Below are 21,311 nucleotides of genomic sequence, written 5' to 3'. Positions count from 1 at the left end.
CAGCCACAGGAGAAAAACATGCAAGATAAACAGACCCTTGTCATTGGCGCCAATGGCCAAATCGGAAAGCTACTGATTCAAATGATGACTGAGCAGAAAATGCCGGTTAAGGTCATGCTGCGTAACGCAGAACAGGCTGGCGAATTTGAAAATTTGGGCGCTGATATTGTAATAGCGGATCTGGAAGCTGACCTGCCAGATCACGCTTTTGCTAATTGCGATAAAGTGGTATTTACGGCTGGTTCAGGTGGTAAAACCGGTGCAGATAAAACCATTCTGGTTGATTTATGGGGCGCCTGTAAGGCGATTGATAAGGCAAAACAACACGCCATCAAACAATTTGTTATGGTCAGCTCACGTGACGCCGGCGACCCGGAACACGGCACAAAGGCCATCAAGCATTACAACATCTGCAAATATTTCGCCGATAAACATCTTATTGAAAGTCACCTGCCCTATACCATTCTCCGCCCCGGCAGATTAACCGATGGACCGTTAACCGGAAAAATCACCACTGTTCGCCCGTCAGATCAGGAGCAACAAGTTATTTCCAGAGCCGATGTCGCTGCCTGCATTTTGCAATGTCTGGATCATTCAGAAACCGTTAATCAGATTGAAGAGTTGTATCAAGGGGATATGCCTATCCAAGAAGCTTTTATAAAATCGGTGAAAGGCCGGTTGGGTTAAATCAGACCAACCTTTAAATGTCTGAATGAAGTCTTTGCTCGATCAAATCTATCAAACGGAATCACGACGGATTCTTCTGGCAACATTAATCCGTTTGCTGGGCGATTTTGATTTGGCTTAAGAAGCCATGCATGAAGCCTTTGCGATTGCCTTGCAGAAATGGAAAATAGATGGCGTTCCAGATAATCCCCGGGCCTGGCTGATATCCACTGCACGTTTTAAAGCGATCGATCAACTGCGTTGGCAGGCACGTTTTGACTATTCCATTGATACCGCTACGAATGAGCAGGTTGCTGAAGAGAATGAGTCGAATGAACAGCAGATTGAAGATGATCAATTACGTCTGCTATTCACCTGTTGCCATCCTGCTTTGGCTGAATAAGCCCGCCTTGCGCTGAACTTACGTGAAGTCTGTGGCATGACAACCGAGGAAGTCGCCCGGGCTTTTCTTCAAAAACCAACGACACTTGCTCAACGAATTGTTCGCGCCAAAAGCAAAATCCGTGAAGCCGGTATTCCATATGAAGTCCCTGAAACGACTCAATTAGCTGAACGGCTACACTCCGTATTACAGGTAATCTATCTGATTTTTAATGAAGGTTATTCTGCCAGCAAAGGTGAGTTGCTGGTCAAACATGATTTGGCCAGTGAGGCCATTCGTCTTGGCAGATTATTAGCCCAATTATTGCCTGAAGCGGAAGTAGAAGGTTTATTGGCATTAATGCTGTTACAAGATTCGAGGCGCGCTGCACGGTTGGATGCCTATGGCGATCTGATTACCTTGGATGAACAGGACCGCAGTCTGTGGGATCAACAGCAAATTCTTGAGGGTTGTAATCTGGTCATTCAGACTTTACGAACGCAACGCTTTGGATCGTTTACCCTGCAAGCCGCTACTGCTGCAGTACATGCCGAGGCACCCTCTTTCGAGAAAACTAATTGGCAACAGATTGTGGGATTGTATGATGCACTTATGCAATATGCCGATTCCCCAGTCGTCAGGTTGAATCAAGCTATGGCAATTGCCATGCTGCACGGCCCGGAAGCTGGGTTAAGTACCATTAAGCAATTACTGGCCGAAGGTGAACTCAACAACTATCACTTAATTCGTGCGGCTAAAGCTGATTTATGTCAACGCCTGCAGCAGTTTGCGGCTGCCAGGATGGCCTATCAACAGGCGCTATCTTTAACTCAGCAAGGCCCGGAGCAACGCTTTTTGCAACGTCGCCTCGCTGAATTACCGATTTAAACATTGCCTAAGTCGGAATAGTGTTTTGCTCTTTCCCAAGGAGCAGTTTGACAAATTCGTTTGAGGGAATCGGCCGGCTGAATAAAAAGCCTTGGAAGAATTTACATTGATGGTCCTGCAGGAATGTTAATTGTGACTCCGTCTCCACCCCTTCAGCAATTACCTGCATATGTAAACCATCCGCCAAGGCGAGTATGGCTCTTACAATCGCCTGGCTATTAATACCGGTTTCCAACTCACGAATAAAATGCTGATCAATTTTCAGTACATCCAATGGCAAATCCTGCAAATAGGATAATGAAGAAAAACCGGTACCAAAATCATCCATCGCCAGTCTCAGGCCCAATGCTTTCAATTGATGCATTCTTTCGATGCAGGCTTCACGATTACCTATCGCAACATTTTCAGTCAGCTCCAGTTCGATAAAACCGGGGTTAACTCGTGTGCGCTTAAGAATCTCGGCCACATTAGGAACAATGTCAGGCCGATCGAATTCAACGCCGGAGATATTCACTGAAATAGGTACCGGCTCAATTCCAAGGTTAGTAAATGATTTAATCAATTCACAGGTTTGTTCAAGTACCCAACGCCCAATTTCAACAATCAGCATGGTTTGCTCAGCAATTGGGATAAATTTGGCAGGCGAAATCATGCCCAATTCGGAATGATTCCAACGAATTAATGCTTCAGCACCAATGATCTTTTTATTACTATCAAATTTTGGTTGGTAATAAACGACAATTTCGCCTTTACTTATTGCTTCTCGCAAGTCATGTTCAAGCTTGATATTTTCCAGCGCTTTCTCGGTCATCTCCGCGGAATAGAAGCGGAAAGTTGCCCGACCATCATTTTTCGCATAATACATTGCCGAATCAGCAAATTTGAGGAGATCTTCAGGCGTTTCAGCATCCGTAGGATACATTGCGATGCCCATACTCGCGGTGGATTTAACCGACTGCTCTGCCACTACTGAGGTTGTATCCACGGCTTTTAATACTTTATCGGCAATCATGTTGATAAGATCAGGATTATCTATATCCGTTATTAATACAACAAACTCATCACCACTCATGCGAACCACCAAATCAGTGGTGCGAATACTGTTAGATAAATGATTGGCGACTTTTACCAGTAGTTCATCGCCGGCCGAGTGTCCAAGAGAATCATTTACATTTTTAAACCGATCCAGATCCAGAAAAAACACCGCTAACTGTTTTGAATCACGGTCCGCCCGAGCTATTTCCTGTTGCAATCTCTCATTTAACACCAACCGGTTAGGTAAACCGGTTAATCCATCAAAATGCGCTTGTTGAAAAAGTTTCTCTTCCCAGGCAGCATTTGATAAGGCCACCGCAATACGATCCCCAAAACTTCTGGCAATCACTTTAAGCTCATTGCCTATGACTTTAGGCTGCTGATAAGCAAAACTGATGGAGGCTGAAACCTGGCCATTCACCACCACAGGTATCACCAGAAAAAACCAGTCCCCCGTCAGATTTAAAATCTTCAGGTAAACGGGTAAAAGCCGCCGCTCGTTGATTTCCAATACACTTCCCTGACTTTGCTGCAATTCAGCTAAATCTTCGTCGGTAATGGCAATCGACTGCTCCTCTAGATCATAATGCTGATCCTCATGACGAGTGTGGACTGCTACGAGCAATCGGTTTTCGGCATCGAATTTGGCAATCGATATCAGGTCGCTGAACAATATTCCGGGCAAACGATTTAAAGCCGTTTCCACTATTTCATCTGCATTAAGTACAGAAAGGATCTGTCTGTCGATTTCTGCCATGGTGGACTGAATTTCAAACTGGCTTCGCAGGCGTCCAGTCATTTCATTAAATGAATCAGCCAAAGCTTCAAATTCGTCTTTGCTGTGTACTTCTACCTGATAATCAAACTGCCCCTCTGCAATACGTTCAGTTGCTTTTTTTAAAGCGGAGAGTGGGGAGAGATATTTGGCGATCAATTTGGTGCTGAGAAACGCGACAATTAATACTGTCAGCAAAATAACCGGTGGATAAACTTTGGTGAAATAGTCGATTGCACTAAGTGCTATGGATTTTGGTTGGGCCTGCACAATAATAATATCCGGTGAAGCGAACATATTGCCCAGCGGAGCTTGCCAGAAGCCACCAAGATAGTTGTTGTTTCCGAGGTTATGATTAAAGTTGCCGCTGAATTTGTTTAAAAGTTTATCCAAAAGCTCTTTGGGTAGAAATGAGCTTGATAAAGAACTAAACCAGGATTCTCCGGTATCTGTTATCACTACAAGCTGATTGATACCCATATTATCGACTTCCCACAATGCTTCGGGATGTAATTCAGCCATTAAAATCCCGGCATCAGGGGTATTTTCATTAAAATTTAACGCGATCCAAATCTGTTTAATTCCAATCTCATTGCTATCAATTGGTTTAATCAGGGTCAAACCGGATCGAACTGCTTCAATCTCTTCCTTTGTGAGATAAGGCACCATCCGGGTATCACCTAACAAGGAAGCTCTTTGGCCAGTGCCAGTAATGATTGCTAAATCATTAAACTGTTTTTTTATTTTCTGATCACGGAATAAATTCTGATCGCGTAAACCTCTATTGGAGCGTTCAATCCGATTTGACAATAATCGTAAGGCACTTTCAGCCAAGACCAGCCGATCTATGAGTCGCAAGCCATAATCTTTACTGCTTTTTTGCAGCGTTTCATAGGTTTGTTGGTATAACTGCTGACTGACTTGATGAAACGATAATACGCCCAGAACTAATACAGGTATTAATGAAGCAACTACAAAAGACAACAAAATCCTTCGAGCAACCTTATTACGATGGTGGGGCGTTTTTTTTATCATCAAGGATTTATCAAGCCTAAAAATCAGCTGCGAGTCCTATAAACCGTCCATCGCGCGCCAGTATAATGTCATCCAGGCTATCTTTTTGAGATACCTGTTTTTTGGTTTGACCATCTTTACCCATACTGTAGAGATCATATTGCGTATTAATTGGATTGATATTGCGATCTTTTCTGGAGGGTCCTCTTGTCCTAGGCCAGTCATCAGCAATATTTAAATAAATGTATTTGTTACCCCAAGGATCAATCCCATTGTCAGGTAAACTGCCAGCAATATCATCCAGTTTAGCGGGATAACGATGATTTTGCAGATAATAACGTTCGATGACGGATTGGATGGTGACAATTTGAGAAACCGCCAAAGCATTATCAGTTTTATCAATATAGCTTTGGTAACTGGGTATCGCGATAGTCACTATGACACCGAGCACAGCAATCACCAACATCAGTTCGATTAATGTCATTGCCTTTTGTGAAGTGATATTCAACTTCTTTAGCTTCACAGGGAATCCTTCTTTAGATTTCATAGTAATTAACTAACTATCTTCCCTGATAGACTCCGTTAAATGCTAGCACCTACGCTGCTTATATAATGGTATTGGTTCACAAATCCTTTATCTGTAATCCTTCTGGCAAAGCCAGTTTAAAAGAGTAAATAAATCCTGCTATAACCTGAATTAATACTTTTTGCCGATACATTACAATTGGCTAGGTTATCGGCTTGAAAAAAGAAATCTGAATTTTTTCTGACTGTCGATTTGACCTTTGCTTATTCGACTAGTTGATAAGACTAGCATTCTGAGTCTTAATAACAAGGAGAAATATATGAACGTAAAAACTGAAGTTGAACAACAACTGGAAAACTGGAAAAAGGCGGTTATAAACCAGTATGGTTAGCTGGCGGTATGTTCTTTTCTGAATCAATGTGGTGGCATTGATGAAAAAATCGGTGAAGAACAGGTTGGATTCGTGGCACTCAGGTTTATCAAAAATGTAACGGCCTATGGTTGATTATTCACGAACATTTTTCATTACCTTTTGATATGACATCCGGTGCCGCCCTGTTTCATCTCACACCAGAATCAGCCTGGTATGGAGCACACCATGAAATTTATGATTTTACGTAAAGCCGATGCCGAGACCGAAACAGGTGTACTGAAGCACCGTTTAATCATTCAATATCACTATTGGTAAATTGTGATTCACAAACCGAAATAGACCAACTTTGGGCAAAATTACTGGTAAATGGCGGTAGAACCTTAGAATGCGGCTGGATTCAGGATCAGTTTGGTGTCTGCTGGCAGATTGTGCCCGCTATGCTGGATAAAATGCTGCAGGATAAGCTACATGCTCCGGCCGTCATGTCGGCTTTACTGAGCATGAACAAACTGGATATATCTCAGTTGGAACAGGCCTACCAACAAGGTAACTAACATTCTGAAGCAATAACCTGAAACCATTTGCTTAGTAATGTTGTGAGTGTTTTAACGCTCATTTATCAGCAAAAAACTGTCTGCTGGCGTACTATATCGCGCTATGCCAACGTAGCCTGAGGTTTGAAATGAGCGATTTACCTAATTGTCCGAAGTGTGATTCAGAATATGTCTATCAAGATGACAATATTCTGATTTGTCCGGAATGCTCTTATGAATGGTCGGCAGATACGGCAACTGACAAGGTCGAAACATCAGATGAGATACTGGATGCCAATGGCAATGTGCTACAGGATGGCGATAGCGTGACAGTCATCAAAGATTTGAAAGTGAAAGGTTCTTCGCTGGTGGTAAAAGTGGGCACCAAGGTCAAAAACATCCGTCTGGTCGACGGCGATCACGATATTGATTGCAAGATTGATGGCATCGGTGCGATGAAACTTAAATCACAGTTTGTGAAAAAAGCTGACGCTTCCACATCACCTTTTCAGCAATTTAAGGGCTCTAATCGAGCCCTTTTTAGTGGAGATTATTGATCGGCTACTTTTTTCATATTTTCATTAATTTTGAATAATACGATCAACAGCTCACACCAGATACGCGCACCGACAGCCCCCGCCAGCATGGTAAAGATTCCCATAAAAAAACTGCCAATACCACCAGCGAACATCATTCCAAGGCCAGAAACCAGTGCAGCGCCTAATAACAACCAGTAAACCAGCGTAATGATTTTAGGTGTTAGCATTGAATCGAAAAACAGGATATCTCTCACTTAGTTTTCTCCTTAACATTTAATAATAAGTGGATGGCAGCAGCATTTATCAACCAACATCCTTTTCAGTTTTTGGTGTAATCCAGAGCCTGAGGTGAGATACATAGAGATGTATCACAAACAGCTCTCACACTGCTTTAGTTGTCGCGTTTTCAGCTCTCAACCGGCGAAGATAAAAGATCAACAAGCCCTAGTTTGGTAATAAATGAACATCATTTTAATTCCGTGTCATACCAATAAAATTGGAATTAACATCGCTCTACTGATGCCCAACATATCTATTGCCAACGCGTATAATGCCAGTTCTCTCCTTACATTTCTTGGCCGACGTCACGGAAAAATGAATTGAAACAACCCGCAACTGTCGAAAACATACCTGCTGATATTGCTCCGTATTCACCGGAAAGCCGTGTTTCATTAAGAAGAATGCGTGCCTGTCATGAGTGTGATTGGGTGGTGGTGTTACCTGCATTACGTCCTGGTGAGCATGCCACCTGTCCGCGTTGTGAACATATATTGGTACGTCGACATTTTCGACCAGCTCAGCGCAGTATGGCTTATGCCATCAGTGCATTAATTGCATTGATTTTGGCAATCTCGTTTCCTTTTGTGAGCTTTGAAGCCAGAGGCATTAGTAACAATATTGAGCTTACTCAAACCGCCACCAGTATGATTGGTTTCCATCAACCATTGGTGGCACTCATTGTGGCACTAACGATTATTGTGTTGCCGGCAGTTTATCTATTAGGGGTGATTTGGCTGCAATTTGGGTTGCTCCGGGCAGATCCATTTCCATTTAGTCGAGGTATTGCACGTTCGCTATCCCATATGCATCCCTGGATGATGGCGGATGTATTTATCATTGCCGCGCTAGTCAGTTTGATAAAAATCGCTGGTATGGCACAGATTGAATTAGGAGCCTCATTCTGGGCATTTTGTGCCTTTGCAATTTTACTGTTAATGACCACGCGCTCTATTGATGCCGACTGGATGTGGTTTTCACTTGCGGGTGAACCTCAGGCCCCAAAAGGCATTCGCACAGGCGAAACGGCAGCTTCACAAGGTTTGGCAGGTTGCTCAACCTGTGGTTTGATAAACGAACTGTCCGATTCCGGTCATGGACATTGCCGTCGCTGTGGCGAACCACTGCATCTCCGTTTACCACATAGCCTGCAACGTACCTGGGCGCTTTTGGCGGCAGCAATTGTGATGTACATTCCAGCCAATGCCTATCCTATTATGACAACAACGGTGCTGGGCCAGACCCAGCCGGCAACCATTATTGGTGGCATCATTGATTTGTGGCAAAAGGGCTCCTGGCCAATTGCAGCAGTGATCTTTTTTGCCAGTATTCTGGTACCTGTCGGCAAGATGCTGGCTCTGATCTGGCTGTCATTTGTCGTACGTAAAAGCAGTGAACTCAGCGCCAATAACCGAACCAATTTATATCGTATTACCGAATTTATCGGTCGCTGGTCCATGGTAGATTTATTTGTAGTCGCTATACTGGTGGCATTGATTCGGGCTGGTAACTTAATGTCGATAACCCCCGGCCCGGCAGCACTAGCATTTGGTGCTGTCGTTATTTTAACCATGTTAGCGGCAATGACATTTGATCCACGCCTGATATGGGATACGCCTACCACAAGCAAAAAACAGCACTCCAAGGAAACCGTGAATGACTGATTCCCCTGTCTCTAATCAAGACAATGTGACTGACCAGCATCGAGCAAAATCGGGCAGACAATCTCGTCTTTCCCCCATCTGGATTGTGCCGATTGTCGCGGTCATGATCGGCTTATGGCTGATATATGACAACTACAGTCGTATAGGCCCCAGAATTACCTTAACGATGGCAAATGCCGAGGGGATAGAAGCTGGCAAAACGATGATCAAAACGCGCAATGTGGATATTGGTCAGGTTGAACAGGTGCGTCTATCAGATGATTTAACTCACACGCTAATCATTGCACGTATTAATCCAGAAGCCGAACCGATGCTGGTCGATGACTCCCGCTTCTGGGTCGTGAAACCGCGTATAGGTCGGGAAGGGATCAGTGGCCTTAATACCGTACTATCTGGTGCCTATATTCAATTACAACCCGGTGAAAGTAATACCGAACAACGTGAGTTTGAGGTGTTGGAACAACCGCCGATTTCAACTCTCGGTGTGCAAGGCTTGCGTATCAACCTGATCAGTCAACTCGGTAACTCTCTGCGTGTTGGTGATCCCGTCACCTATCAGGGATTTAATGTTGGCCGGGTTGAAAGCGCTGAATTTGATAGCGAAAAGCGCGAAATGCGTCACCAGTTATTTATTGAGAGCCCTTACGATGTTCTGGTCACCGAAGGAACCCGTTTCTGGTCAGCCAGTGGCGTGGATTTAAAACTGGATTCCGAAGGTTTCAAAATCAATATTGCTTCATTAGAAGCATTATTAGGCGGTGGCGTGACATTTGGCGTACTTGAAGATTTACCGGTCGGTTCTCGCGCCCAGCCGGACAGTATTTTTACCCTTTACAGTGATGAGGAAAGTGCACGTCAGGAAGCTTATACTCAATACCTTGAATATGTACTGTTAATCGAAGATACCGTTCGCGGGCTTTCCAAGGGGGCGCCTGTTGAATTCCGTGGTATTCGTATTGGTACGGTTTCAAGTGTGCCCTGGAAATTTACCTCACCCGAACGTAATGCACAGAGCGGCTTTGCTATTCCGGTGTTAATCCGCCTAGAACCTCAACGCTTAGGCGGTAGTGAGAAAGTTAATATCAAAGAATGGGCAGACCGCTTCGACCGCATGTTGAATGCCGGATTAAGAGCCTCACTTAAATCCGGTAATCTGTTGACCGGTTCATTATTTGTTGATCTTAATTTTCAGCGTGATGAATCAGTTGAATTTGTGGCCAGAACGTTTGAAGGGCATCAGGTTCTGCCAACCAGTTCAACAGGCTTGGCGCAAATCGAACTGAAGGTCTCGAACTTGCTGGATAAACTGAATCAACTGGAAGTTGAACCGATTTTAACCGGCATGGATCGTAATCTGGAAAGCTCCGAAACCATGTTGAACGAAATCAGAGAGTTAACCGCCAGCATTCAAACCTTGGTCAATGCTTCTGAAACGCAGCAAATTCCTGAAAATATTAACCAGACACTGACCGAAATTCGAGCCACTTTACAGGGGCTGTCGCCCGATTCGTCCGCTTATAAGGAGATGACAGGCACCCTGCAACGTTTGGAAAAACTGCTTCGTGATTTACAGCCCGTTGCACGCACTTTGGGCGAACAACCCAATGCACTTATTTTTGATCGGCGTAACAGCGACGATCCTCTGCCACGAGCGCCAAAATAATCGGGATTATTTATGCTGATAAAAATCAATAAATTGTTTTTTAGCTTATTGCTGGTGTTAAGTTTATTGGCTTGTGCCAATCAAGCCGTTAATACACAACGATATACCCTGCCAGAAACTTTTCAATCCTCTGGGGAAACTTCAACTCTTGATGCACAAGTCTTGGTAATAGGGTCTATTAGCCTGGCAGAATTTCTGGATAGCGAACGCATTGCATTGCAGATGGATGACATTACTCTACATCAAGCCAATGAGCATCTTTGGGCAGAAAATCTGGGCCAACAAATACGGCGTGGATTGCGTAGCCGATTGAGCAAACAACTCCCAGAGTTGCTGGTGGTATCAGATAGTCGGGGATTAAAACAAACGGCGTGGAATTTACAGTTGGATATTGAGCAGTTTCATGGGCATTTTACTGGCAAAGCAGTGACCAGCGGGCAATGGCGTTTGCAGGACAGTAAAGGAAATATGCTTTTAATTTCGCCATTTACTATTGAAACTCCACTTGCGATTGATGGTTATCCTGCGCTTGTACGCGCATTGGGCAGCAACCTGGATAAATTAGCTGAAGAACTAGCGGCTGAAATCACCAATCTCTGATTTGAATTGGGTGAGATCAATATGATCTCACCCTTGAAATTATTTTATCCAAACCTGTTTAGCATTCACAAATTCATGGATTCCGTGTGGACCAAGCTCTCGGCCAAAACCGGATCCCTTGATTCCACCGCTTGGCAATCGAGGATCGGTTTTCACAATGCCGTTTATTGCGACCTGCCCTGATTGAAGCTGCATGGCCAGATGCAAAGCCAATTCGGCATTTTTAGTCCAGATGCTGGCACCTAAACCGTATTCCGTATCATTGGCCATCTCCAGTGCGTGTTCGTGATCTTCTGCTTTAATAACCGCCATAATTGGCCCAAAGGTTTCCTCGCGAAACGCACACATTGTGGGAGTCACTTCGGTCAACAATGTGGCCGGGTAGAAAAATCCATCGGTATTCGGTAATTCGCCTCCTAATAAACATTTCGCACCTGCCGCAACCGTATCTTCCACCTGACGATGGAGATTCAGCTGCAAATCCTTGCGAGCAATCGGGCCAATATCGGTACTAGGCTGTAATGGATCGCCCATTTGCAATTTTTTGAGTCGGTTTAACAGTAGCTCAACAAAATGATCGTAGATTTCAGCCTCGACAATAATTCGTTTGGCAGCAATACAGGACTGTCCTGCATTAATGATTCGTGACAGTGTCACCACATCTGCGGCCGTTTCAAGATCAGCATCGGCCAGAATAATACTGGGATCCGAACCACCCAGTTCCAGTACACAGGGTTTGATTTCACTGCCTGCAATTTCGGCCACTTTTCTGCCCGCACCACCAGAACCGGTAAACGAAACAGCCATTATGCGTGGATCACGAATCGCTAATTCTACTTCCGGTGTTTCCAGAGGTAAATTCACCATAATATTTTCCGGGGCGCCTGCTTTAACAAAGGCATTTGCGATTGCCTGAGCCGTTTGTGGCACATGGGGATCATGCTTCATCACACAGGTGTTGCCTGCCATCAGCGCGGGTGCCAGATAGCGGAATGCCAGCCATAATGGAGCATTCCAGGGCAGAATTCCCAGCAATGTGCCCAAAGGTTGATAACAAACATAACTGAGTGAAGCATCCGATTCGATAGTGTCTCGGGCCAGAAATTTTTCGGCATTATCGGCATAGAATTCTGCACAAAAGGCCGCTTTTTCAACCTCCGGAACCCCTTCTCTTATTGGCTTGCCCATTTCTAAAGCCATCAGTTGTGCCAGATCATGTTTTTCTGCACGTAACTGTCTGGCGACTGCACGTAAAACCTCTCCACGCTCTTCAAAACTTCGATCACTCCAGTCAGCAAAAGCTGCGCTGGCCTCACCGATTCGAGCATACATTTCATGTTTAGTGAGACAAGGAAAACTATCGATTTTTTCTCCGCTATACGGATTTGTTGCTGTTAGCATGTGAACCTCTTTAATTAGCTAGCGGATTTCTGAGAACGCTCAATTTGTTTGTCAGCTTTCGCTTCGCTTTTTGGGCTTTTATCAACCGAGATGAGCTTTTGTTTGCCCTGATCGGCTTTCACCACAAAATCCCGATCCATGGTAAAAAATGACTCGCAGCCATCGTCGGTAATATGAATCGTGTCAGAGATACCACAGGTTTTATCACCATCAACACCCCACATCCACGGAATAATGTGAAACGTCATGCCAGGTTTAAGCACAGCGGATTCACCTTGTTTGAGACTAACGATATACCCCTCATCCCAACTAGGTGGAAACGCTATGCCAATTGAATAGCCTGAACGCGTCACCAGCCGTGCACCAATATCATTTTTGGTAATGATATTACGGATCATATTATCGGCATCCGATACGGTCATGCCCGGCTGAAAATTCTTATGTACTGCATCCAGCGCCATTTTCATGATTTCCTGGGCCTTATACATTGAAGGGCTAAGTGCTCCCAGAACGACTGTACGCATCATTGCCGTGTGATAACGCCGGTAACAACCGCCAACTTCCAAAAATACATGTTCACCAGGTTGCACTATCCTTCCCTCCCATGTGGCATGACCAATCATGGTTCTTGGTCCAGAAGTCACATAAGGCATTACGGCGGGCGGTTCACCCCCGGCACGAAACATAGCTGCACTGATAGCCGCGCCAATTTCATTTTCAGTTGCGTCAGCCTGAACGGCGTCGATACCTGCTTGCATGCCAGCTTCGGTGGCTCTGGCAGCATTTTGCATTAAGGCAATTTCCATCGATGACTTGCAGACCCGTCCCTCTTCGACGATGCCAAAACAATCCAGTAATTTGCCATCGGTCAACGTGTTATGAATGCAATCCTGATGATAAGCCGGGAAAAAATAGCTGTTACGTTCATAACCAATGCGTTTTTTATCCAGACCAAATTCGCGTAAAGCATCAACCAGCATTTGAATCGCATCACCGGTATCTGGATACGGTCGAGTGATTTCCACCCAGGTACGGTGAATTACATTGGATTCTTCCAGTTTCCGGGTGATCATGAATGGTTCAGCTTCCAAAGGCACTACCAGTGCCTGAAAGAATGAATAACCTGTGGTCTGATAATCGGTCAGATACATGATATTTTCCGGATCAGAAATAACCACCGCATCCATATGGCGTTCAGCAATACGTTCGCGTAATTCGCTTAATCGTCGTTCGTATTCTTCAAACGGAAAAGTCATATCATCACGCTGTCTCATGCGGCTTCCTCCATCTGCATGACTCTATCAGTCACTTCAACCAGAATATCCAGTCCCATCTGTAAGTCAGATTGGGGCGTAGTTAATGGTGGGATCAATTTGACGACACGGCCACCGGTACCACAGCTGGCAATCAGTAAACCGGCATCAAAACACTGATTCACTATCGCTTTTGCTCTATCGCCATTGCCGACGTCCAGCCCCAGAATCATGCCTTTACCGGTCACATTTACATTTGGATATCGCTGCGCCAATGGTGCCAGTGCTTCAGCCATTTGTTGGCCGTTAGATTTGACTTCTTTCATCAAATCATCATTGTCAAAATAAGTCAGTGCCTGATCACCAGCGACAAAGGAAATATCCTGGCCTCTGAACGTACCGGTGTGCTCACCGGGAGACCAGTGTTCATCAAGTTCCGGCTTCACCAGATTCATCGCCATCGGTGTGCCCATACCGCCAATGCCTTTGGCCAGGCAGATGATGTCAGGATCAATACCCAGATCATCGAAACTGAAAAACGAACCGGTTCGACCAACCCCCACCTGAATGTCGTCGACAATTAATAATGCCCCTACTTCTTTGGCTAATTTTTCCAGGGCTTGCAACCATTCTTTTGAAGCAACCTTTACACCGCCTTCTGCCTGTATCGTTTCAAGCAAAAATGCTGCGGGTGGAGCAATACCGCTGGAGCTGTCTTTATAAATTGCAGTTAACTGATCAATACTGTGCATTCCACAACCCAGTTCACAGCCCGGACAGATCTCTTCACAGCCAAAGGCAAAATGTTTCACATGGTTGAGCGGCACACCGGCGGCATTACGGAAGTACTGATTTGCCGTGGCGCTCAAAGCCCCAAGAGTCATGCCATGAAAGCCATGACTGAAAGCCACGACATCCTGACGACCCGTTACTCGTCTTGCCAGTTTCATTGCGGCTTCTACTGCATTGGTTCCAGTGGGCCCCATAAATTGCATTTTATGCGGCATATTGCGAGGTTTCAGAATGGTATCAGTGAAGTGCTGCATAAACTGTCGTTTAGCAGTGGTGTGCATATCTAGGCTGTGCGTTACGCCATTCGATTGAATGTAATCGACTACCGCTTTGGTCATACGCTGGTTATTATGACCGAAATTCAATACCCCGGCCCCAGCAAAAAAATCAATATATTCCTTGCCGCTTTCATCAGTCTGCCGGGCATTGACCGCTTTATCGAATACCACCGGGTATACTCGGCAATAAGCGCGGATCGCAGACTCTCTTTCTTCAAATATACTCATTTAAATCTCCTCTTGAACACGTCACTGGGACGATTTAGGGCAGTTCCTCCGGAACAGGTACGCCAACTCCGACCAGGCGCGAAAACAATCGTGTGACCGCCGGTATCAGGCGATCGTTAAAGTCGTAATAAGGGCTGTGGCATGGCACCTGGTGATCGGGTCCATCATCACTGCCAATCAACGCAAATGCGCCGGGAATATGTTGCAGGTAGTAACTGAAATCTTCGGAGGCCATAATCGGTGTCGACGTAATAAAATCGAGTGAATCAGCGCCATTAATGTCCTGCCATAACTGCCGCATGTTTGTGGCCTGTACCGAATGATTAATGGTTGCGTCATAGCGCGGAAAATTTTCCACTTCAGCCACCACACCATAACTCGCGGCAGTTTGCTGGCTGATCTCAGTGATCAGCCGATAGATTTCATCACGGGTTTTTCTGTCTGAAACCCGGATACTGCCGCCGAGAACAGCATTTTGCGGAATAACGGTAGGCGCACTTGGCGCTTCAATTGAAGTGACGCTGATCACTGCAGCTTGCTGAGGCGCTAGCCGACGACTGATAATCTGTTGCAGATTAAGGGTAATCGCACTGGCCGCTAATACTGGATCACGGCACAGTTCCGGCTGGCTAGCATGGCCGCCTTGTCCGTGCAGGGTAATTTTAAACGTGCCATTACCGCACATCACCAAAGCATCAGGACAAAGCATTTGACCAAATGAAATGGCCGGCCAGTTGTGCCAGCCATAAATTTCGTCAACCCCATTGAGCGCGCCATCTTTGATCATTTCTCTGGCGCCATGACCACCTTCTTCGGCTGGCTGAAAAATCAGGCTGACAGGTCCATTCAATTGCGCTTCATGATACTTAAGCCATTTTGCTGTCGCTAATAAGGTTGCAGTGTGGCCATCATGACCACAGGCATGCATACATCCCTCATTCATCGAGCTCCAGGCTTTTAAAGTGGCTTCGTGAATAGGTAATGCATCCATATCACCGCGCAAGGCAATGTGTGGCCCCGCCGTTCCACTGGGATTCAGTACACCGACCGTGCCAGTTCCGGCGCAGCTACGCCAGCTAATATTCAGTGAGCTGAGAATCTCTCGCACACGCTCAGCGGTGCGATGTTCCTGCCAGCCCATTTCCGGATGAGCATGGAGTTCACGGCGGATTGTTTCAGCTGTGGTGATGGTGTCTTGCCAGACATCTGACATGAGCCCTCCCCTGTTTTGGACCGAACAACAAAATTGTCGGGTGATCCGTTATAAAACCTTGTCTGTTAACAATGTGACTTTTTAGTGCAATTTGCAATGCAATATGATGATTCTGTTACAAAGCCAGCGTTCATGAATGAAGAGCAATTGCTATGCCACTAGTGACTGGTTGAATAATATTTGGTTCAAATAACGTGTATTCAGGATCAATAGAATTTCACAACTACTTCATTTTACTACCAATACTTTTCAATACTGATATGCCCAGGTTCACGTCGACTATGCTTCCTGAGTCCGCGTTTTAACAGCACATTCATCGTATCCTGCACCATATCAGGGTTACCACAAAGCATTACGTGACTGTCATTGTCGATACTTCCCCCGGCACGTAACTCAAGTTTGGAGTCCATTATCGCTGCAGGAATACGACCAGCAATAGCGTAGTCACATGCCTCACGGCTTACCATTGGAATATAACTGAATTGATGGGTATGATTTTCGGCAATACTGCGAATCATTTGTTGATAGGTCAACTCTTCCATATATCGCACAGCATGGACCAGCGTTATCCGTTCAAATTGTTGCCACACCTCGGCTGTTTTAATAATTGATAAAAACGGACCAATACCGGTACCAGTTGCCAGTAAAAATAACTTTTTGGCTGGGGGCAGTTGTTTAGGTGTTAATAACCCTGTGGCCTTGGTAGCAACCTTGATGCTATCTCCGGGATTAAGCTTTGCCAGCTTTGTTGAGAATATTCCGCCAGGTACTTCAATAAAATAAAAATCCAGCGGTTGTTCGCCAGGTGCATTCACCAGTGAAAATGGTCGGCTGACTTCTTCACCTTCAATGTCCAGAGCCAGTCGGGTAAATTGTCCGGCTTCAAACGTTTCCAGGGGGGCCTCAACCCTCAGAGAATGTAGAGTGGAGGTCCATTGTTTATTTTCTACAACCCGACCTTCGTGCCACTTTGACATGGATATCTCCTGATTAGCATTTATTTAATGACCATATCAACTTCTGCTGGTTTGCTGCAAAACAGAATCATTAATTTATTCATCGATTCAATTGCGTTGCAATTATCTTGATTCAATATCGCCATTACTAACGGTTAATAAAATAACTGAGGTATTCCAATTTGGAATCTGATTGTAAGGCTATTTTGTACTATCATATGCGGTAATTACATTTACATGAATTAATGAGAAATTCTATGAATTCAGTGCTGGATATGCAGGCCTTAAAAGCTGCGACACTCAATACCGTACCTTTCCCTTTTTTCAAGGTAGAGCGTTCGATCCGTGAGGATGTTTTGAAGCGTGTAATTGGGGATTTCCCTGACATCGGTGATGGGGGTAGTTTCAACGTTGAAGATGTGTCAGTAAATCCTGATTTCAAAGCCTTCCTTGATTCCATCGACAGTCCAGAATTCAGACAAGTTATTTGTGAAAAATTTGATGTAGAAGTTATGGATCTGCCGATGATGATGACCTTACGGGGCTATTCACGACAAAAAGATGGGCGTATTCACACTGACTCCAAAACCAAGCTGGTAACCATTTTGATTTATCTGAATGAAAACTGGGAGGCTGCCACGGGACGCTTGCGTATTTTGAATAATGCACAGGATATGGAAGATTATGTCGATGAAATCATTCCTGGCCCTGGCGCATTAGTCGCATTTAAAGTGACTGATAATTGCTGGCATGGCTATCCTAGTTTTGAAGGCACACGTCGCTCTATCCAGATAAACTTTCTGACCAGCGAAGCCGCTGGCAACAAACATCGTTTCTTTCACAAATTAAGCGCCAAGCTTAAAAACTGGTTGAGAAAACGCAAAGTAAAGGCGGTTTAATCAATGTCCTATCTTCAGGATCCGCGGGTTTTATTCGCTGCAGAGCGCACATTACTGGCTTGGAATCGCACTGGCTTAACGTTTATCATGTTTGGTTTTTTGATTGAACGTTCAGGTTTATTGATTGAAGTATTATCAAATGGTCAGGAACACTTAAACACCACCATGACTTTTGTCATCGGCTTGGCGTTTATTCTACTTGGCAGTGTGACCACAGTGTATGCTGCCAGACAATTTCAGCGTGTGTTAAAAACCCTTGGAGAGTCTGAATTTCCCGTAGGTTACCGGACGCAATGGGGCGTCATTGTAAGTTTAATTGTTGCTTTGCTAGGTAGCCTGTTGGCTATCAGCCTGTTCCTCACCTACAATTGAGTCCCATGACATGTCTAAATGGTTATTATTAAGTATTGCTATTCTTGCCGAGGTTTTCGGTACCAGCTTTCTCAAAGCTTCTGAGGGTTTTACCCGGTTCTGGCCATCAGTAGCTGTTATCGTAGGTTACATCGTCGCTTTTTACTTTTTAGCTTTATCGTTAAAAGTCATTCCTGTCGGTATCGCCTATGCGATCTGGGCAGGGATTGGGGTGGTATTAATCGCTTTAATAGGTTGGATTGTGTTTAGTCAGAAACTGGACACCCCTGCCATCATTGGCATTTCAATGATTTTAGGCGGCGTAGTGGTGTTAAATGTATTTTCCAGTAGCTTGACGCATTAAACTCCTCAAGTCAGTCCGCCTTGATTGAGGAGAGAGTTTCCAGCAGGTTTGGAGCCATATCCACCCTACTGCGTTGGAAATGACTTATGTAGAATAACAACACCTCACGCCCTCTTGTACGAAATAAGCTTCCAACAGTGGTGGCTATGAAACAAGCCCAAGCATGATGATTTTTTCTGCTTTAAAAAAGCCCAATGCAGGGCATAACTTTTTCGGATTTTTTATGAGCTCGTCAGACCCATCGCAAAATAAAATTGAAAACGGTCCGTTAATGGATGCAAATTCATTGGGTCATGCATTACGTTATGTATTTGCTGGCCGGCTGGCGTTGCCTGATGGACATTTACCAAAAGCCCAACATATCGTCCCGGACGATTTTGTCGGTGTGGGCGTAACCACCTCCGAGGATCCTGCTGTCGATGATTATATTCTGCATCAACTCGCTGAGCTGCAGATTAAACAGGTCCGTCTCGATTACACATATGGTGATGAAGGTGGTCCGGTAACACGGTTGCTGGAACGGTTACTGGCGACCGATATCAAAGTGCTATTGCATCTGGTTCAGCCTTTTACCGAAGCTCAACAAATGAAAACCGGCAGCGCACAACTGCGCTGGCGTGAATTTGTGCAAACAGCTGCCAGCCGTTTTGGATCACGAGTCACAGCAATTGAGGTGGGCTCAACCAGCAACCGTCGTCGCTGGGCGGGTTATGACACCGAAAGTTTTTTTAATGCCTGGCGTATTGCCTATGAAGAAATAAAATCCCGTCATATCAAGATTGCCGGACCGAATATTTCTGATTTTGAACCGTTGCATAACATTGCCGTATTAACCCGCTTACGCCGTGATAATCAATTACCGGACATCCACACCAATAATATGTTCAGTGAGCGGGTGACCGAACCGGAACGCTTTGACCATCGTATTTTTGGCACTAAACTCGCCATGCGTTTGAAAGTGAATCTGGTGAAAAAAGCACGGATTCTGAAAAAGATCAGCAATGATTTTGGAGTAAACGAATTTATATCGCCAGCAGCTTTCTGGACTTTGCCAAGAATTCGGCGAGTCTTGGTTAACGGCGAAGAAAAGCAAGCAGATTATTTAAGTCGTTACCTCACTTTACTCGCTGCTTCCGGTGCGATGCAGCAGGCTTATTGGGGACCGTTCATTTGTCATCGTGAAGGACTGATTGATGACGGTTATGAGCTTTACCCCGAGCTGGAACGCATTACGCATTACCGTTCAGTACTGGGAAAACGCGAGGATTTCCGCCTACGTCCATCATTTTATGCGATGCAGAATTTTATCCGATTGATCCCAGGCAGTTTGTATGAAGGGCCATTGGCAACGGCTGAAGCCATTGAAGTTCATGCATTTCGCAGCAACGATAAATTAATCCATGTGTTATGGACCGCCAACGGTCAGGCAATGCCAATGCATGCCTTATATGCTCCTGCACAACTCGAGGATGTTGAGGTTATTTCCCGTGATGGAACGATTGTCAGTGAAAAACCCGAGTTTGTAACCGAAACTCCCGTATTCCTGTGCTGGTCAGCTGATACAAAAATTCAGTTGAAAGCAAGTCCGAAGGCCCGGGAACGCATATCATTATATCGTCATGCCTCTGGTAAAAATCTGTACGGATTTGAGCAGGATGGCTGGAAAGGGGTACTGATTGCTGAAAATGCTTCACAGGCAGAAGAGCTGAAACTGAAGCTACACCCGGCCTATCTTCCCAAAGCAACCGAAGCAAACACTTTACGCAAAGCCCGTAATGTTATCTGGCGTATCGATAATCTGCTGGATCAGACCGTTGTCGCTAAAAAACCATTGCGTATGCCAGCACATAAACGGCTGCTTGATAAATTTAAACCCTGTAAGTCCAGACGCAGTTGGAATGCCGCAGCCGAATTATTACGCCGAGGAATTCCCACGGCTCTGCCTATCGCCTACTTTGAACAGGCAGATGATAAAACACTGATTGAAAACTATTATCTTTGCGACATGGTTGATCATGACTTTTCCGCCAGAGATATTTTGACAGCATTTAATGAAGGTGCAACCGAATACCAAGGTGTCAGAGAAGACGATTTATACGAGCAACTCAGTCAATTCCTGTTGGAGTTGCATGGGCGTGGCGTGTTTTTCCGGGATTTGGCTGGCGGGAATATCCTGATAAAAAAACAAGCAGGTGACAAACTGGGCTTTACGCTTATCGATATCAACAGGGCGCGTTTTTTCAACCGTAATGCGACACTATCCGAGCGTTTGTCGGATCTCACTCGGATATGCAACAAACTGCACTGGTCAGGACGGGAAAAATTGGTTGGGCATTATCTTCAACATACCAAGTATAAATTGCCGTTTAACTTCCGTTGCCGTTTACCTTTTTATCTTTATGATTTTAAAGTTAAATTTAAACGTCGCTATGGACGCAAGGCTATTAAACGCCTGATCAACAAACTGCGTGGCAACCGTTAAAAGCCGATAACTTTTATTCAGGTGCAACTCGGCGTAGATTAAGGTCTATTGATCATTAAAGATCAATAGACCCTAGGGCTTGTTGATCTTACATAGCCGCCTCTGTTGTGGCTCTGAAAGGTCAACAAGCCCTAGAGTTCTGCTAATAAGGAGAACCTGC

Annotated in this window: 19 protein-coding genes and 1 pseudogene; 12 read left to right on the top strand and 8 right to left on the bottom strand. The window is 45.0% G+C overall.

The annotated features are described in order from the left end of the window. Positions 1-18 precede the first annotated feature (18 nt). From AC08OG_RS04445 to AC08OG_RS04435, 3 genes are all read left to right on the top strand, one after another. Entirely contained in the window at positions 19-687 is a 669-nt protein-coding gene (locus AC08OG_RS04445; RefSeq protein ID WP_482930120.1) for an SDR family oxidoreductase, read from the top strand. Positions 688-814: 127 nt separating this feature from the next. Then, the gene (locus AC08OG_RS04440) at positions 815-1,069 is read left to right on the top strand and encodes a sigma factor (RefSeq protein ID WP_482930119.1); all 255 of its coding nucleotides are present in this window, start codon (positions 815-817) and stop codon (positions 1,067-1,069) included. A 36-nt stretch (positions 1,070-1,105) separates the two neighbouring features. After that, positions 1,106-1,936, top strand: coding sequence for an RNA polymerase sigma factor (locus AC08OG_RS04435; RefSeq protein WP_482930118.1), 831 nt, complete (start codon positions 1,106-1,108; stop codon positions 1,934-1,936). A 7-nt stretch (positions 1,937-1,943) separates the two neighbouring features. Here AC08OG_RS04435 and AC08OG_RS04430 read toward each other — a convergent pair whose 3' ends face one another. After that, positions 1,944-4,730, bottom strand: a complete 2,787-nt coding sequence (locus tag AC08OG_RS04430) for an EAL domain-containing protein (protein WP_482930117.1) — start codon at positions 4,728-4,730, stop codon at positions 1,944-1,946. A gap of 67 nt (positions 4,731-4,797) precedes the next feature. Further along, on the bottom strand, positions 4,798-5,283 hold the full coding sequence (locus tag AC08OG_RS04425) for a type IV pilin protein (protein ID WP_482930116.1): 486 nt from the start codon (positions 5,281-5,283) through the stop codon (positions 4,798-4,800). A gap of 684 nt (positions 5,284-5,967) precedes the next feature. Here AC08OG_RS04425 and AC08OG_RS04420 point away from each other — a divergent pair. Together AC08OG_RS04420 and AC08OG_RS04415 are read left to right on the top strand one after the other, a co-directional pair. Continuing rightward, positions 5,968-6,213, top strand: a complete 246-nt coding sequence (locus AC08OG_RS04420) for a VOC family protein (RefSeq protein ID WP_482930115.1) — start codon at positions 5,968-5,970, stop codon at positions 6,211-6,213. 128 nt (positions 6,214-6,341) lie between these two features. Further along, positions 6,342-6,677, top strand: a pseudogene (locus AC08OG_RS04415) (zinc ribbon domain-containing protein YjdM); the annotation flags it as partial. Positions 6,678-6,742: 65 nt separating this feature from the next. Here the strand turns inward: AC08OG_RS04415 and AC08OG_RS04410 are convergent. Continuing rightward, positions 6,743-6,985: a DUF4282 domain-containing protein gene (locus AC08OG_RS04410; RefSeq protein ID WP_292757384.1), complete on the bottom strand. Its 243-nt coding sequence runs from the start codon at positions 6,983-6,985 to the stop codon at positions 6,743-6,745. Between the two features lie 345 nt (positions 6,986-7,330). On the opposite strand from AC08OG_RS04410, the gene AC08OG_RS04405 reads away from it, so the two are divergent. The 3 genes from AC08OG_RS04405 to AC08OG_RS04395 are packed head-to-tail and all read left to right on the top strand — an operon-like array spanning position 7,331 to position 10,934. Then, positions 7,331-8,671, top strand: coding sequence for a PqiA/YebS family transporter subunit (locus tag AC08OG_RS04405; RefSeq protein WP_482930114.1), 1,341 nt, complete (start codon positions 7,331-7,333; stop codon positions 8,669-8,671). After that, on the top strand, positions 8,664-10,334 hold the full coding sequence (gene pqiB / locus AC08OG_RS04400; protein WP_482930113.1) for an intermembrane transport protein PqiB: 1,671 nt from the start codon (positions 8,664-8,666) through the stop codon (positions 10,332-10,334). The genes AC08OG_RS04405 and pqiB overlap by 8 nt, the downstream gene beginning before the upstream one ends. 12 nt (positions 10,335-10,346) lie before the next feature. Then, positions 10,347-10,934: a PqiC family protein gene (locus tag AC08OG_RS04395; RefSeq protein WP_482930112.1), complete on the top strand. Its 588-nt coding sequence runs from the start codon at positions 10,347-10,349 to the stop codon at positions 10,932-10,934. Between the two features lie 39 nt (positions 10,935-10,973). Here the strand turns inward: AC08OG_RS04395 and AC08OG_RS04390 are convergent, their stop codons facing one another. The 5 genes from AC08OG_RS04390 to AC08OG_RS04370 form a co-directional block, all read right to left on the bottom strand. Continuing rightward, positions 10,974-12,335, bottom strand: coding sequence for an NAD-dependent succinate-semialdehyde dehydrogenase (locus AC08OG_RS04390; RefSeq protein WP_482930111.1), 1,362 nt, complete (start codon positions 12,333-12,335; stop codon positions 10,974-10,976). 14 nt (positions 12,336-12,349) lie between these two features. Continuing rightward, positions 12,350-13,609, bottom strand: coding sequence for an ectoine hydrolase (gene doeA / locus AC08OG_RS04385; protein WP_318988475.1), 1,260 nt, complete (start codon positions 13,607-13,609; stop codon positions 12,350-12,352). Then, positions 13,606-14,886, bottom strand: coding sequence for a diaminobutyrate--2-oxoglutarate transaminase (locus AC08OG_RS04380; protein WP_482930110.1), 1,281 nt, complete (start codon positions 14,884-14,886; stop codon positions 13,606-13,608). Before AC08OG_RS04380 ends, doeA begins: the two co-directional genes overlap by 4 nt. Before the next feature lie 34 nt (positions 14,887-14,920). Continuing rightward, positions 14,921-16,099, bottom strand: coding sequence for a N(2)-acetyl-L-2,4-diaminobutanoate deacetylase DoeB2 (gene doeB2, locus AC08OG_RS04375; protein WP_318988473.1), 1,179 nt, complete (start codon positions 16,097-16,099; stop codon positions 14,921-14,923). A 236-nt stretch (positions 16,100-16,335) separates the two neighbouring features. Beyond that, positions 16,336-17,076, bottom strand: coding sequence for a ferredoxin--NADP reductase (locus AC08OG_RS04370; RefSeq protein ID WP_482930109.1), 741 nt, complete (start codon positions 17,074-17,076; stop codon positions 16,336-16,338). A 236-nt stretch (positions 17,077-17,312) separates the two neighbouring features. Here AC08OG_RS04370 and AC08OG_RS04365 point away from each other — a divergent pair, with 236 nt between their 5' ends. The 4 genes from AC08OG_RS04365 (at position 17,313) to AC08OG_RS04350 (ending at position 21,151) form a co-directional block, all read left to right on the top strand. After that, positions 17,313-17,954, top strand: a complete 642-nt coding sequence (locus AC08OG_RS04365) for a 2OG-Fe(II) oxygenase (protein WP_482930108.1) — start codon at positions 17,313-17,315, stop codon at positions 17,952-17,954. Between the two features lie 3 nt (positions 17,955-17,957). Next, positions 17,958-18,326: a YidH family protein gene (locus AC08OG_RS04360; RefSeq protein WP_318988470.1), complete on the top strand. Its 369-nt coding sequence runs from the start codon at positions 17,958-17,960 to the stop codon at positions 18,324-18,326. Positions 18,327-18,336: 10 nt separating this feature from the next. Next, positions 18,337-18,669 (top strand): SMR family transporter, encoded by a 333-nt coding sequence (locus AC08OG_RS04355; RefSeq protein ID WP_014706394.1) that lies wholly within the window; start codon positions 18,337-18,339, stop codon positions 18,667-18,669. A gap of 223 nt (positions 18,670-18,892) precedes the next feature. After that, positions 18,893-21,151, top strand: a complete 2,259-nt coding sequence (locus AC08OG_RS04350; protein WP_482930107.1) for a lipopolysaccharide kinase InaA family protein — start codon at positions 18,893-18,895, stop codon at positions 21,149-21,151. Positions 21,152-21,311: the final 160 nt, after the last annotated feature.

It is taken from the genome of Methylophaga sp. F7 (assembly GCF_056863975.1).
Note: the sequence above shows the minus strand (reverse complement) of the source record. Positions and strands in the feature narration are given on the sequence as shown.